Genomic DNA, 12332 nt, shown 5'->3' with positions numbered 1-12332 from the left:
GGTACGGGAGCCCGGGCCCTGGTTCAGAACCGGTACTGCTGTTCGTCGTACCCGCCGCTCTGCTGCCCGTTGCCGTTGCCGCCCTGCTGTCCGTTGCCCTCATAGGGATAGGACTGCTCCGGCGGGAGTTCGCCCCCGAACGGGTCCTCGGTGCTGCGCTGCTGCGGCACCCAGAGACCGCCGGGCGGGGTCTCGCCGCCGTAGGCGCCCGCGGCGTACTGGTCCTGGCCCTGCTGCTGCCCGTACTGCTGCTGCGAGGTGTCGTAGGACTGGCCGTACGAGCCGGCGTCGTAGGACTGTGTACCGACGTACGGGTCGGAGTAGGCGGCGTACTGCTGCTGACCGGCGTCGTAGCCGTACTGCTGCTGGTCGTAGCCGGAGTAGCCGTCGTACCCGTAGTTCTGCGCGAACTGGTCCTGGGCCTGCCCCTGGGCCTGCCCCTGGGCCTGCGCCTGGGCGGAGGCGGCGTACTCCGCGTCGGTGGCCGCGGCGTAGGCGGCGTCGCTGTACACGCCGTACTGGCCGGTGTCGTCGGGCAGCGGCTGCGGTTCGTAGACGGCGGTGGCGTCGGCGGCGGGATCGGGACGCCGGCCGAAGACCGAGTCCTCGTGGCCGAAGGCGTCGTCCCGGCCGAAGCTCTGGTCCTGGCCGAAGTCCCGCTGAGGATACGTTCCGCTGTCCGTGGCCTGGAGGTCGGTGACCTCCAGTGACGGGTCCTTGCGGTCGGGTTCGCCGCGGCGGCGCTTGTTGACGCCCGGGCGTCCGGCGACGGCCCAGCCGGACGCGAATCCGCTGCGGAACGACAACGTGACGTACGTCTGTCCGACGGCGAAGGCTGCCGCGCCCAGGCCGATGACCACCACGGACGGAATCAGGACACCGATGACCACGCCGAGGAAGCCGGCGAAGGCCAGCAGCCGCCAGCGCAACCGCGCCTTGTACTGCAGCAGGACCTCGCCGAGCAGCCACAGTGCGACGATGCCGAACGCGATATAGAGGACCGTCCAGCCCATGTACGCCCCTCTCCCAGGTGGCCGCTACGCAGTGTGTCGTACGACGATGCGACCGGTCTAGGCCTGCTGCGGGTGATGCAGGCCCAGGTTCTCGTAGATTTCCAGCGTCGCGGTGGAGTTGTTCAGCGTAATGAAATGCAGTCCGGGGACTCCCTCGGCCAGCAGCCTCGCGCAGAACTCCGTGGCGAACTCGATGCCAATGGAGCGTACAGCCGCCGGATCGTCCTTGGCTGTGAGGATCCGCTCCTTCAGGGCGTCCGGGAAGGAGGCGTTGCTGAGCTGCGGCAGCCGTTCCAGCATCTTCACGCTGGTCACCGGCATGACCTCGGGGATGACCGGCGTCACACAGCCCGCCGCGTCGACCCGGTCACGCAGGCGCAGGTACGCCTCCGGCTGGAAGAACATCTGTGTGATCGCGTAGTCGGCGCCCGCCCTGCACTTGTCGACGAAGTGCGCGACGTCCGTGTCCCAGTCCGCGGACCGCGGATGCATCTCCGGGAAGGCCGCGACGCCCACGCAGAAGTCACCGGCCTCCTTGATGAGCCGGACGAGTTCGGCCGCGTAGGTGAGGCCCCGGGGGTGCGCCACCCAGTCGGCCATGGGGTCGCCGGGCGGATCGCCCCGTACGGCGAGCATGTTCCGGATCCCGGCGTCCGCGTACTGGCCGATGATGTTGCGCAGTTCCGCGATGGAGTGGTTGACGGCCGTGAGGTGGGCTACCGGGGTGAGCGTCGTGTCGGCGACGATCTGCTCCGTCGCCTTGACCGTGCCGGCGCGGGTCGTGCCGCCCGCGCCGTACGTCACGGAGACGAAGCTGGGAGCGACCGCCTCGACCCTGCGCAGCGCGTTCCACAGGTTCCGCTCGCCCTTTTCGGTCTTCGGTGCCCAGAACTCGAACGAATACGTCGTCTTGCCGGTCGCGAGCATGTCGCGCACGGTGCGTGCGCGGTCAGTCCTGGTGGAAGCAGATCCGAGGGCCATACCGGCAGGTTAGTCAGGGGGAGGCGGTCCCCCAACCGGATGCGGAGAATTTGCCCGCTTTGTCGACTTGTTGTCCACCCCTCGGACACCGAGATTCCAGCGAACCTCCGGCCCGGCCCCTTTCGCACACCGGCCTCCGGCAGCCTCAGGGCTCCGGCTCACACCGCCCGCAGCCGCTTCGCGAACTCGGCCGCCGCAGCGCCGGGATCGTCCGCCTCGGTGATCGCCCGTACGACGACGACACGGCGGGCGCCCGCTTCGAGCACCTCGTCGAGGTTGCCGAGGCCGATGCCGCCGATGGCGAACCAGGGGCGGTCCGTGGCGAGCGCGGCCGTGGCCCGGACCAGGTCGAGGCCCGGTGCGTGGCGCCCCGGTTTGGTGGGGGTCGGCCAGCAGGGCCCCGTGCAGAAGTAGTCCACGCCGCCCTGGACGGCGGCTGCCGCGGCCTCCGGCCCTGCGTGCGTGGACCGGCCGATGAGGACGTCGTCGCCGAGGATCGCCCGGGCCGCGGGCACCGGGAGGTCTCCTTGGCCGAGGTGCAGGACGTCGGCCCCGGCGGCGTGGGCCACGTCGGCCCGGTCGTTGACCGCGAGCAGTGTGCCGTGCCTGCGGCAGGCGTCCGCGAGGACGGCGAGGTGTTCGAGCTCCTCGGCCGCCTCCATGCCCTTGTCGCGCAGCTGCACGATGTCCACGCCGTTCGCGAGGACCGCGTCCAGGAAGCCGGCGAGGTCGCCCTGGCGCCTGCGGGCGTCCGTGCAGAGGTAGACCCGGGCGTCGGCGAGCTGTGCGCGTGCGGTGGATACGGGCATGCCAGGGTCCCCCGGGACGAGTCGGTGGCGTACGGGCCGCGGGATCGCGGCCCGTACGCCGAACGGCGTGATGCGGTCAGACGGCGAGCGCCTGGGCGCGACGCTTCACCTCCGTGCCGCGATTCTCGCTCAGAGCCTGCGCGGGGGTGCCGGGCAGGCTCTCGTCGGGCGTGAAGAGCCACTCGAGCATCTCTTCGTCGGAGAAGCCGTCGTCCCTCAGGAGCGTCAAGGTGCCCGCCAGGCCCTTGACGACCTTCTGCTCGTTCCCGTCGATGAAGTCGGCGGGGACGTGCAGCGCGCGGTTCTCACCACGGCGTACGGCGATGAGCTGGCCTTCCTTGACCAGCTGCCGGACGCGCGTCACCTCGACACCGAGCTGTTCGGCGATGTCGGGGAGGGTGAGCCAGGCGGGGACGAGAGCATCGATCTTTGCGTCAATCTCGGTCACGAGGACAAGCGTGCCACGACCCCGGCCGGGGGTGCACTGCCGAGTCCCCCGGCCGTCGTCCGTGCACTCCCCCGCGGCCGTCCGGCGTCGCCGGGCCGGACCCGGCGGCGGCCGCTCCGGCGGGCGAGGACCGCGGCCCGAGCCGACGGGCGGAACGCCGTCGTCGACGTGGGTCCCTCGTCGTGTCGGACCGTCGTCGCGTCAGACCGTCGTCGTCTTCAGAGGGCGCGACGGGTCCGACAGCAGAGCCGGGTCCATTCGGGTGCCCGACTCGATCAGCCGCCGCCCCTGCGCCAGGTCCCGGGGCCTGCCCACCGCCAGGACCGCGACCAGGCGGTTCTCCCGGAGCCAGCACACCGACCAGGACGGTCCCGCCGGGTCGCCCCGCCGGACCAGGGTGTCCGCGGACCCGTGATGCCCCGCGTACTGGACGAAGCGGCCGAACTGCTCGGACCAGAAGTACGGCACCGGGTCGTACACGACGGGCGTCTCACCGACGATGTTCGCCGCGACCGTGCGCGGGCCCTGGAGCGCGTTGTCCCAGTGGTGGACCAGCAGGCGCTCGCCGTAGCGGCCCGACGGGAACGAGGCGCAGTCGCCGACCGCGTACACGTCCGGAACGGAGGTGCGCAGGTGGTCGTCCGCGACGATCTCCCGGTGGGCGCCGAGCTCGATCCCCGAGCCGGCCAGCCAGCCCGTCGCGGGCCGCGCCCCGATACCGACGACGACGGCCCCCGCGGGCAGCCGCGAGCCGTCGTCCAGCACCACCGCGCCGGGCTCGACGCGCTCCACGCGCGCGTGGGTGCGCAGCGACGCCCCGCTGTCCGCGTACCAGGTGGCCATGGGGGCGGCCACCTCGGCCGGCAGCGCGCCGACGAGGGGCCGGTCGGCGGCCTCGACGACGGTCACCGAACACCCCGCCTCACGCGCCGCCGTGGCGAACTCCGCGCCGATCCAGCCGGCGCCCACCACCACGATGTCGTGCTGACGGGCGAGGACGGGGCGCAGCCGCTCGGCGTCGTCCAGCGTGCGCAGCAGATGGACTCCGGGTACGCCCTCGGCGCCCGGCAGCCGGATGGGTTCCGCGCCCGTGGCGGCGACCAGCACGTCGTAGGGGACGGGTCCGTCCGCCGTGTGGAGTTCGCGCCGGTCCGGGCTCACGCCGGTCACTTCGAGTCCCAGGCGCAGTTCCACGTCGAGGGCCTCGAAGTCGACGTCGAAGGCGGAACCCTCGGCCTTGCCGAGCAGAACGGCCTTGGACAGCGGCGGGCGGTCGTACGGCTGGTGGGGTTCCGCGCCGATCAGGAGCACGCTGCCGGTGAAGCCCTGTTCCCGCAGGGCCACCGCCGTCTGCACCCCGGCCATGCCCGCACCGACGATCACGACGCTCCGTCGCGCCGCCGGGCTCCGTCCCTGCGTCAGCTCAGTCACACGATCACCATAGACACTGGTGAAATCGTCGGTCAGGGGCGTGATCCGTGAGCTGTTGCACAGGGTCGGCTGTCGGCGACCTCTTCGACCACACTTGTCCCGCTGCCCTCCTGGGACTCCCACTCCCAGGTCTCCTCCAGCCGCACCCGGCCGTCGGGGGTCTCGGTGACCCGGGACACGCAGTGCCCCGAGGAGGTGGTCCCGTCCGCCTTCAACTGCACGTACCTGAAGTCGAGTCGGTCGCCCTCGCGCGTGCCCACCAGGCGGCCGCGCACGACGTCGCCGCCCGCGTACTCGGCCCAGATCCCGCCGTCCTCCTCGTGGTACACGAACCGCGTGCGCGTCCCCACCTGGCCCGGCGCCTGGTCGGCCACCGGGGCGAGAACGAGTCCGTCGAGCGAGCGGGCCATGCCGTGAGGCTCCCTTACTGAGGTGCGGGACGAAGGGCTAGGGTGGCCAACGTAAAGCACTCGCGGGAGCCCGGACGCACCGGGCTGAGAGGGAGGCTGGGCGGCCTCCGACCGTACGAACCTGATCCGGGTCATGCCGGCGAAGGGAGGAGCTGGACGCCCATGTCGCGTACACCGCAAGCACCTTCACCGAAGTCACCACCGCGGGGAGCACGCCCGCCGGGGCCGTCGTCGGGCACGCCCGACGTCCTGGTCGTCGGGGGCGGGATCATCGGTCTGGTCACGGCCTGGCGGGCCGCGCAGCGCGGGCTGACCACCGCGCTCGTGGATCCCGATCCGGGTGGCGGCGCCGCGCAGGTCGCGGCCGGGATGCTGGCCGCCGTCACCGAACTGCACTACGGCGAGCAGACCCTGCTCGGCCTCAACCTGGCCTCCGCACGGCGCTATCCGGACTTCGTGGCCGAGCTGACCGGGGCGACCGGCGAGGACCTCGGCTACCGGCGGTGCGGCACGCTGGCCGTCGCGCTCGACGCCGACGACCGGGCCCACCTGCGGGAACTGCACGCCCTGCAGCAGCGGTCGGGCCTGGAGTCGGAGTGGCTGAGCGGCCGCGAGTGCCGACGCCTCGAGCCGATGCTCGCGCCGGGCGTGCGCGGCGGTCTGCGGGTGGACGGCGACCACCAGATCGACCCTCGGCGGCTCGCGGGGGCCCTGGTCACGGCCTGCGAGAGGGCCCAGGTGGCCTTCCACCGGACGTGGGCCGAGCGGCTGGTCGTCGTACGGGGCCGGGCGGCCGGAGTCGCCACGACGGACGGCACCGAGCTGGGGGCGGGGCAGGTCGTCCTCGCCGCGGGCAGCCTCAGTGGGCGCCTGACGGGCGTGCCCGAGGACGTGCTGCCGCCGGTGCGTCCGGTGAAGGGGCAGGTGCTGCGGCTGACCGTGCCGAAGCGGTCCGCGCCCTTCCTGAGCCGGACCGTGCGCGCCGTGGTCCGCGGCAGCCACGTCTATCTGGTGCCGCGCGAGAGCGGCGAACTGGTCGTCGGCGCGACCAGCGAGGAGCTGGGCTGGGACACCACGGTGACCGCGGGCGGCGTGTACGAGCTGCTGCGGGACGCCCACGAACTCGTGCCCGGCATCACCGAGCTGCCGCTCACCGAGACACGGGCCGGGCTGCGCCCGGGCTCGCCCGACAACGCGCCCCTGCTCGGCCCGACCGAGCTGCCCGGGCTGCTCCTGGCGACCGGGCACCACCGCAACGGCGTGCTCCTCACGCCCGTCACCGGGGACGTCCTGGCGCACGCCCTGACCACGGGTGAACTGCCGGACGAGGCACGCCCGTTCACGCCCAGGCGGTTCGGCGCCGCCGCACTCACGGAGCAGCCCGTATGACCATGACCGTCTTCGTCAACGGGGAGCGGCGGCAGCTCGCCGCGGACACCGCCCTCGACGCCCTCGTCGCCGCTCTCTGCGCGGCCCCCTCCGGCATCGCCGCCGCGCTCAACGAGACCGTCGTTCCGCGCACGCAGTGGTCGGGGACCCTCCTGCGCGAGGGAGACCGCGTCGAGGTACTCACCGCCGTCCAAGGAGGCTGACCGATGGCCGACGACCCCTTCGACCTCGGCGGTACGCGCTTCACGTCCCGTCTGATCATGGGCACCGGAGGTGCCCCCAGCCTCGACGTCCTGGAGCGTTCGCTCGTCGCGTCCGGCACGGAACTGACGACGGTCGCGATGCGACGCGTGAGTCCCGGGGCGCACGGCTCGGTCCTGTCCGTGCTCGACCGGCTCGGTATCCGCGTGCTGCCCAACACGGCGGGCTGTTTCACCGCCGGGGAGGCGGTCCTCACAGCCCGTCTGGCGCGCGAGGCGCTCGGCACGGACCTGGTCAAGCTGGAGGTCATCGCGGACGAGCGCACTCTGCTGCCCGATCCGATCGAGCTGCTCGACGCGGCCGAGACCCTCGTCGACGACGGCTTCACGGTCCTGCCGTACACGAACGACGACCCGGTGCTCGCGCGGAAGCTGGAGGACGTGGGCTGCGCCGCGGTCATGCCGCTGGGCTCGCCCATCGGGTCGGGGCTCGGGATCCGCAACCCGCACAACTTCCAGCTGATCGTGGAGCACGCGCGCGTGCCGGTCATCCTGGACGCGGGGGCGGGCACGGCGTCGGACGCCGCGCTCGCCATGGAGCTGGGCTGCGCCGGTGTGATGCTCGCCTCGGCCGTGACCCGGGCCCAGGAGCCGGTCCTCATGGCCGAGGGCATGCGGCACGCGGTGGAGGCCGGACGGCTCGCGTACCGGGCGGGACGCATTCCGCGCCGCCACTTCGCGGAGGCCTCGTCGCCGGTGGACGGAATCGCGCGACTGGATCCGGAACGCCCCGCTTTCTGACCTTTGGCCTGAACGCCCGTCCGAATCCGTGCGTGGTGCCGCCGTGCTCGGCGTGCGACGTCCGTCACAGCTCGGCTGCAGTACCGCCCCGGATTTGCCCGGGCGGGAGGCGCCGTCAGTGGCGGCTCGTACACTCACCTGCGTGGATACGACCCTTCAGGACCCGCTCCTCGGGCACGTGCTCGACGGCCGCTACCGCGTCGACGCGCGCATCGCGGTCGGCGGGATGGCCACGGTCTACCGGGCCGTGGACACCCGTCTGGACCGGGTGCTCGCGCTCAAGGTGATGCACCCGAACCTGGCGGCCGACGTCACGTTCGTCGACCGCTTCATCCGCGAGGCCAAGTCGGTGGCGAGGCTCGCCCATCCGAACGTGGTCCAGGTCTTCGACCAGGGCACCGACGGCGCGTATGTCTATCTGGCGATGGAGTACGTGGCCGGATGCACCCTGCGCGACGTACTGCGCGAGCGCGGGGCGCTCCAGCCGCGGGCCGCGCTGGACATCCTGGAGCCGGTGCTGGCCGCGCTCGGCGCCGCGCACCGCGCCGGGTTCGTGCACCGCGACATGAAGCCGGAGAACGTCCTGATAGGGGACGACGGCCGGGTGAAGGTCGCGGACTTCGGTCTCGTACGGGCCGTGAACACCGTCACCCAGACGACGGGCGCCGTGCTGGGCACTGTGTCGTATCTCGCACCGGAGCAGATAGAACACGGCACGGCCGATCCCCGGGTCGACGTGTACGCGTGCGGCATCCTCCTTTTCGAGATGCTGACCGGCGACCGCCCCCACCTGGGCGACTCACCCGCCACGGTGCTCTACAAGCACCTCCACGAGGACGTGCCCCCACCGTCGGCGACCGTGCCCGGCCTGGCCTACGAGCTCGACGAGCTGGTCACGTCGGCCACCGCCCGCAACCCCGACGTGCGCCCGTACGACGCGGTGGCGCTGCTCGCGCAGACCCTGGACGCACGGAACGCGCTGAGCGCCGACCAGCTGGACGCCGTGCCGCCGGGAGCCGTCGCGGGCACGGACCGCCCCGACCCCGAGAGCCGTACGAGCGTGATCCCGCGCTCGCTGTCGGTGCCGCGGCCCCTCCCGGTGAACGACGACGACGCGGAGCTCAACCGCACCAGCTTCCTGCCGTCCCCGGCCCCCGCGCCCCCGCGCCGCGGCCGTGGCCCGGTACCCCGGCGGGGCATGCTCGCGATCATCGCCGCGGTCCTGCTGACCCTCGCGGTCGGCGCGGGGGTCTGGTACATCAACTCCGGCCAGTTCACCGAGGTCCCGGCGGTGCTCGACAAGACCCAGGCACAGGCCACCCGGCAGATCCAGGACGTGGGCCTCGATGTGAAGCACGTCAAGGGCGCGTACAGCGACACGGTCAAGCTCGGCAGGGTCATCAGCAGCGATCCCGCGACGGGCGCCCGCATCCGCGACAACGACTCCGTGACGCTGACGGTCTCCAAGGGCCCGAAGACCGTGCGCGTGCCGGACCTGGAGGGCTACGCGCTCGACAAGGCCAAGGAGCGCCTGAAGAAGGAGGGGCTCGCGGCGGGCATGGTCACCAGGGCCTTCCACGACGACGTCCCCGTGGGCTTCGTGATCAGCACGAAGCCGGGCGCGGGCACCGAGCGCCGCGGCGGTTCGGCGATCGCGATCGTCGTCAGCAAGGGCAGCCCGGTGGACGTGCCAGACGTGGTCGGCGACGACCTGGAGGACGCCAGGCAGGAGCTGGAGGACGCGGGCCTGACCGTCGAGGTCGCCTCCGGGCGCATCACCTCCGACCACGAGGCCGGTCAGGTGGCCGAGCAGTCCCCGGGACCCGACCGCCAGGTGACACAGGGCGACACGGTGAAGCTGACGGTGTCCAAGGGCCCGCCGATGATCGAGGTCCCGGACGTCGTGGGCGACAGCGTGGACGACGCGAAGCGGAAGCTGGAGGCGGCCGGTTTCGAGGTCGAGGAGGACCGCGGTCTGCTCGGCCTCTTCGGCGACACGGTCAAGAGCCAGTCGACGGACGGCGGCGACACGGCGCCCAAGGGGTCGAGGATCACCATCGAGATCCGCTGAGCAAGGCCCGGCGGGGGCCTCCCGAGGGCCTCCGCCGACGGGGCACCGGGGACCGCGTGACACCCTTGTGGGGTGAGCATCCAGCAGTCCCGCAACCCCGTCGGCAGTCATGTCCCGGTCGCCGGAGGCCTCGCCTCCGTAGGCCTCTCGTACGCACGTGACCTGGCCGCCGAGACGGTCCAGGTCTTCGTCGCCAACCCGCGCGGCTGGGCGACCCCGCCCGGAAACCCACTGCAGGACGAGGAGTTCCGCGCGGCCTGTGCCGCCGGGTCCGTTCCCGCGTACGTCCACGCGCCCTACCTGATCAACTTCGGCTCGCACACCGAGGCGACCGTGGAGAAGTCGGTGGAGTCGCTGCGGCACTCGCTGCGCCGGGGCCGCGAGATCGGGGCGCTGGGTGTCGTCGTGCACACGGGCTCGGCGACGGGAGGCCGGGAGCGCCCGGTCGCGCTCCAGCAGGTGCGCGACCGTCTGCTCCCGCTGCTCGACGAGCTGACCCATGACGACGACCCGTACCTCCTGCTGGAGTCGACAGCCGGCCAGGGTGCCTCGCTGTGCTCCCGGACCTGGGACTTCGGGCCGTACTTCGAGGCGCTCGACGCCCATCCGAAGCTGGGCGTCTGCCTGGACACGTGCCACATCTTCGCCGCGGGCCACGACCTCACCGGGCCCGCGGGAATGCACCAGACCCTCGACCTGCTGGTGGACACGGTCGGCGAGGGCCGTCTGAAGCTGATCCACGCCAACGACTCCAAGGACGTGGCCGGCGCCCACAAGGACCGCCACGAGAACATCGGCGCCGGTCACATCGGCGAGGACCCGTTCCGCGCGCTGATGACCCATCCCGCCACCGAGGGCGTACCGCTGATCATCGAGACGCCCGGCGGCAAGGAGGGGCACGCGGCGGACGTGGAGCGGCTGAAGAAGCTCCGGGACGGCTGACAGACCCGGGAGGGCCGGGGACCACCGCGCTCGGCCGGGGCCACGTGCCGACGCTGGTACCGGCGATCACGCCGACCTTCTCCTGGTGGATGCCGGCGATCGCCCCTCGCCGCCGCGTTCGTGGTCACGACGCCGGCCGACCAGGAGAAGGTCGGCCGCGGCAAGGGCCACGCGGTGGTGCATCGGGACCACCACTGACGGCCCCGGGAGGCGTCAGAGCTCGGGGCCGTCCCCGGGCTCCTCCTGGTACGAGTAGCGCTGCTCGCGCCAGGGGTCGCCGACGTTGTGGTAGCCGCGCTCCTCCCAGAAACCGCGGCGGTCGGCCGTCATGTACTCCACGCCGCGGACCCACTTGGGGCCCTTCCAGGCGTACAGCTGCGGCACGACCAGGCGCAGCGGAAAGCCGTGCTCCGCGGTGAGCAGCTCGCCGTCCTTGTGGGTGGCGAAGATCGCGCGCTCGGACGCGAAGTCGTCGAGGCGCAGATTCGAGCTGAAGCCGTACTCCGCCCAGACCATGACGTGGGTGACGGCCGGTGCGGGCGGGGCGATGTCCAGGATCGTCCGGGCCGGGATGCCGCCCCACTCGGCCCCGACCATGCTGAACTTCGTGACGCAGTGCAGATCGGCCACGACCGTCGCGTACGGCAGGGCCGTGAACTCCTCGTGGTTCCAGCAGTGCTTCTCGCTGTCGGCGGTGGCGCCGAAGACCCTGAACTCCCAGCGCTCGGGGCGGAACTTGGGGACGGGTCCGTAGTGCGTGACCGGCCAGCCCCGCTGCAGTCGCTGCCCCGGCGGAAGCTCCGACTGCGCTGCTTCTCCAGATTCACGATCCACCGGCTGACCCATGACTCCATCCTGACAGACCAGGGGCGGTGGACATGACCAGGTCCACACCCCTTCGGGCAACTCCGACAAGTTGGACTAAGCCTGTACTTACTTACTAAGCATGCACTTACTGGACGATCTTCGACCGCCGGTGCAATCATGCGGCACAACCTGCCAGTTCCCCCCGGTTGGAAGGAGCCTCTGCGATGCAGGGCGACCCCGAGGTCATCGAATTCCTCAACGAGCAGTTGACCGCCGAGCTCACCGCGATCAACCAGTACTTCCTGCACGCGAAGATGCAGGAGAACTTCGGCTGGACGAAGCTCGCGAAATACACGCGGCACGAGTCCATCGACGAGATGAAGCACGCGGAGGTGCTCACCGACCGGATTCTCTTCCTCGACGGCCTGCCGAACTACCAGCGGCTGTTCCACGTCCGGGTCGGGCAGACGGTCACCGAGATGTTCCAGGCGGACCGGCAGGTCGAGGTCGAGGCCATCGACCGGCTCAAGCGCGGTATCGAGGTGATGCGGGCGAAGGGCGACATCACGTCGGCGAACATCTTCGAGTCGATCCTCGAGGACGAGGAGCACCACATCGACTACCTGGACACCCAGCTGGAGCTGGTGGAGAAGCTCGGCGAGGCGCTCTACATCGCGCAGCTCATCGAGCAGCCCGAGAGCTAGGCGGCCGGAGAACCGGGGCCTCGGAGGCTAGGCGGCCTCTCCCAGCGCTTCCACTTCCGCGAGCGCGGGAACGCCCTGGTCCACCTGCTCGCGGCCCGGGAAGGCGCCACGGCCGAGCAGCGCCTGAATGCGCCGTACGCAGGATCCGCAGTCGGTGCCCGCCTTGCAGGCGGACGCTATCTGCCGGGGGGTGCAGGCGCCGTCCTGCGCGTGCTTCCTCACCTGCGCCTCGGTCACTCCGAAGCAGTTGCAGACGAACACGCGGTTCACCTCCCGACGGGGATTCGATGGGTCACGCCGTCCCCGATGATCGGTGAGGCTAACCT

General features: G+C 71.6%; 14 protein-coding genes and 1 riboswitch. Of the genes, 6 read left to right on the top strand and 8 right to left on the bottom strand.

Features of this window, described 5'->3' with window-relative positions:
• Positions 1-23 precede the first annotated feature (23 nt).
• From O1Q96_RS10630 to O1Q96_RS10605, 6 genes are all read right to left on the bottom strand, one after another.
• Positions 24-1013 (bottom strand): SCO2102 family sporulation regulator, encoded by a 990-nt coding sequence (locus tag O1Q96_RS10630; RefSeq protein WP_269247925.1) that lies wholly within the window; start codon positions 1011-1013, stop codon positions 24-26.
• A 57-nt stretch (positions 1014-1070) separates the two neighbouring features.
• A complete protein-coding gene (gene metF / locus O1Q96_RS10625) occupies positions 1071-1994 on the bottom strand; it encodes a methylenetetrahydrofolate reductase [NAD(P)H] (protein ID WP_269247924.1) in 924 nt (307 codons plus the stop codon).
• 158 nt (positions 1995-2152) lie between these two features.
• Positions 2153-2803 (bottom strand): thiamine phosphate synthase, encoded by a 651-nt coding sequence (thiE, locus tag O1Q96_RS10620; protein WP_269247923.1) that lies wholly within the window; start codon positions 2801-2803, stop codon positions 2153-2155.
• Between the two features lie 76 nt (positions 2804-2879).
• The gene (locus O1Q96_RS10615; protein ID WP_269247922.1) at positions 2880-3251 is read right to left on the bottom strand and encodes an Rv2175c family DNA-binding protein; all 372 of its coding nucleotides are present in this window, start codon (positions 3249-3251) and stop codon (positions 2880-2882) included.
• A gap of 201 nt (positions 3252-3452) precedes the next feature.
• Positions 3453-4616 (bottom strand): NAD(P)/FAD-dependent oxidoreductase, encoded by a 1164-nt coding sequence (locus tag O1Q96_RS10610; RefSeq protein WP_269253561.1) that lies wholly within the window; start codon positions 4614-4616, stop codon positions 3453-3455.
• A gap of 98 nt (positions 4617-4714) precedes the next feature.
• Positions 4715-5092 carry an avidin-fold protein gene (locus tag O1Q96_RS10605; protein WP_269247921.1) on the bottom strand — a complete coding sequence of 126 codons (378 nt, stop codon included), beginning with the start codon at positions 5090-5092 and terminating at the stop codon, positions 4715-4717.
• 52 nt (positions 5093-5144) lie between these two features.
• A riboswitch (TPP riboswitch) is annotated at positions 5145-5258 on the top strand.
• On the opposite strand from O1Q96_RS10605, the gene thiO reads away from it, so the two are divergent.
• The 5 genes from thiO (at position 5255) to O1Q96_RS10580 (ending at position 10495) form a co-directional block, all read left to right on the top strand.
• The gene (gene thiO / locus O1Q96_RS10600) at positions 5255-6481 is read left to right on the top strand and encodes a glycine oxidase ThiO (RefSeq protein WP_269247920.1); all 1227 of its coding nucleotides are present in this window, start codon (positions 5255-5257) and stop codon (positions 6479-6481) included. (Overlaps the previous riboswitch by 4 nt.)
• 2 nt (positions 6482-6483) lie before the next feature.
• Complete coding sequence (gene thiS, locus O1Q96_RS10595) at positions 6484-6684, top strand: sulfur carrier protein ThiS (RefSeq protein ID WP_217455427.1); 201 nt, start codon at positions 6484-6486, stop codon at positions 6682-6684.
• A gap of 3 nt (positions 6685-6687) precedes the next feature.
• Positions 6688-7482, top strand: coding sequence for a thiazole synthase (locus O1Q96_RS10590; RefSeq protein ID WP_269247919.1), 795 nt, complete (start codon positions 6688-6690; stop codon positions 7480-7482).
• Positions 7483-7624: 142 nt separating this feature from the next.
• Positions 7625-9553 (top strand): Stk1 family PASTA domain-containing Ser/Thr kinase, encoded by a 1929-nt coding sequence (pknB, locus tag O1Q96_RS10585; RefSeq protein ID WP_269247918.1) that lies wholly within the window; start codon positions 7625-7627, stop codon positions 9551-9553.
• A gap of 72 nt (positions 9554-9625) precedes the next feature.
• The gene (locus tag O1Q96_RS10580) at positions 9626-10495 is read left to right on the top strand and encodes a deoxyribonuclease IV (RefSeq protein WP_269247917.1); all 870 of its coding nucleotides are present in this window, start codon (positions 9626-9628) and stop codon (positions 10493-10495) included.
• A 213-nt stretch (positions 10496-10708) separates the two neighbouring features.
• Here O1Q96_RS10580 and O1Q96_RS10575 read toward each other — a convergent pair whose 3' ends face one another.
• Entirely contained in the window at positions 10709-11341 is a 633-nt protein-coding gene (locus O1Q96_RS10575) for a sulfite oxidase-like oxidoreductase (protein ID WP_269247916.1), read from the bottom strand.
• 185 nt (positions 11342-11526) lie between these two features.
• On the opposite strand from O1Q96_RS10575, the gene bfr reads away from it, so the two are divergent.
• Complete coding sequence (gene bfr / locus O1Q96_RS10570) at positions 11527-12006, top strand: bacterioferritin (protein WP_217455401.1); 480 nt, start codon at positions 11527-11529, stop codon at positions 12004-12006.
• Between the two features lie 27 nt (positions 12007-12033).
• Here bfr and O1Q96_RS10565 read toward each other — a convergent pair whose 3' ends face one another.
• A complete protein-coding gene (locus tag O1Q96_RS10565) occupies positions 12034-12276 on the bottom strand; it encodes a (2Fe-2S)-binding protein (RefSeq protein ID WP_269247915.1) in 243 nt (80 codons plus the stop codon).
• Positions 12277-12332 lie beyond the last annotated feature (56 nt).

Origin of the sequence: Streptomyces aurantiacus, assembly GCF_027107535.1 — a bacterium.
Lineage (GTDB): Bacteria > Actinomycetota > Actinomycetes > Streptomycetales > Streptomycetaceae > Streptomyces.
The sequence above is the reverse complement of the archived record's forward strand: the minus strand, read 5'-3'. Positions and strand labels throughout refer to the sequence as shown.

Bases quoted from the DNA above. Each gene is read 5' to 3' on its own strand.
- O1Q96_RS10605 (WP_269247921.1), bottom strand. From the start codon at position 5,092: ATGGCCCGCTCGCTCGACGGACTCGTTCTCGCCCCGGTGGCCGACCAG.
- thiS (WP_217455427.1), top strand. From the start codon at position 6,484: ATGACCGTCTTCGTCAACGGGGAGCGGCGGCAGCTCGCCGCGGACACC.
- metF (WP_269247924.1), bottom strand. From the start codon at position 1,994: ATGGCCCTCGGATCTGCTTCCACCAGGACTGACCGCGCACGCACCGTG.
- O1Q96_RS10590 (WP_269247919.1), top strand. From the start codon at position 6,688: ATGGCCGACGACCCCTTCGACCTCGGCGGTACGCGCTTCACGTCCCGT.
- thiO (WP_269247920.1), top strand. From the start codon at position 5,255: ATGTCGCGTACACCGCAAGCACCTTCACCGAAGTCACCACCGCGGGGA.
- O1Q96_RS10630 (WP_269247925.1), bottom strand. From the start codon at position 1,013: ATGGGCTGGACGGTCCTCTATATCGCGTTCGGCATCGTCGCACTGTGG.
- O1Q96_RS10575 (WP_269247916.1), bottom strand. From the start codon at position 11,341: ATGGGTCAGCCGGTGGATCGTGAATCTGGAGAAGCAGCGCAGTCGGAG.
- bfr (WP_217455401.1), top strand. From the start codon at position 11,527: ATGCAGGGCGACCCCGAGGTCATCGAATTCCTCAACGAGCAGTTGACC.
- O1Q96_RS10610 (WP_269253561.1), bottom strand. From the start codon at position 4,616: ATGGCCGGGGTGCAGACGGCGGTGGCCCTGCGGGAACAGGGCTTCACC.
- thiE (WP_269247923.1), bottom strand. From the start codon at position 2,803: ATGCCCGTATCCACCGCACGCGCACAGCTCGCCGACGCCCGGGTCTAC.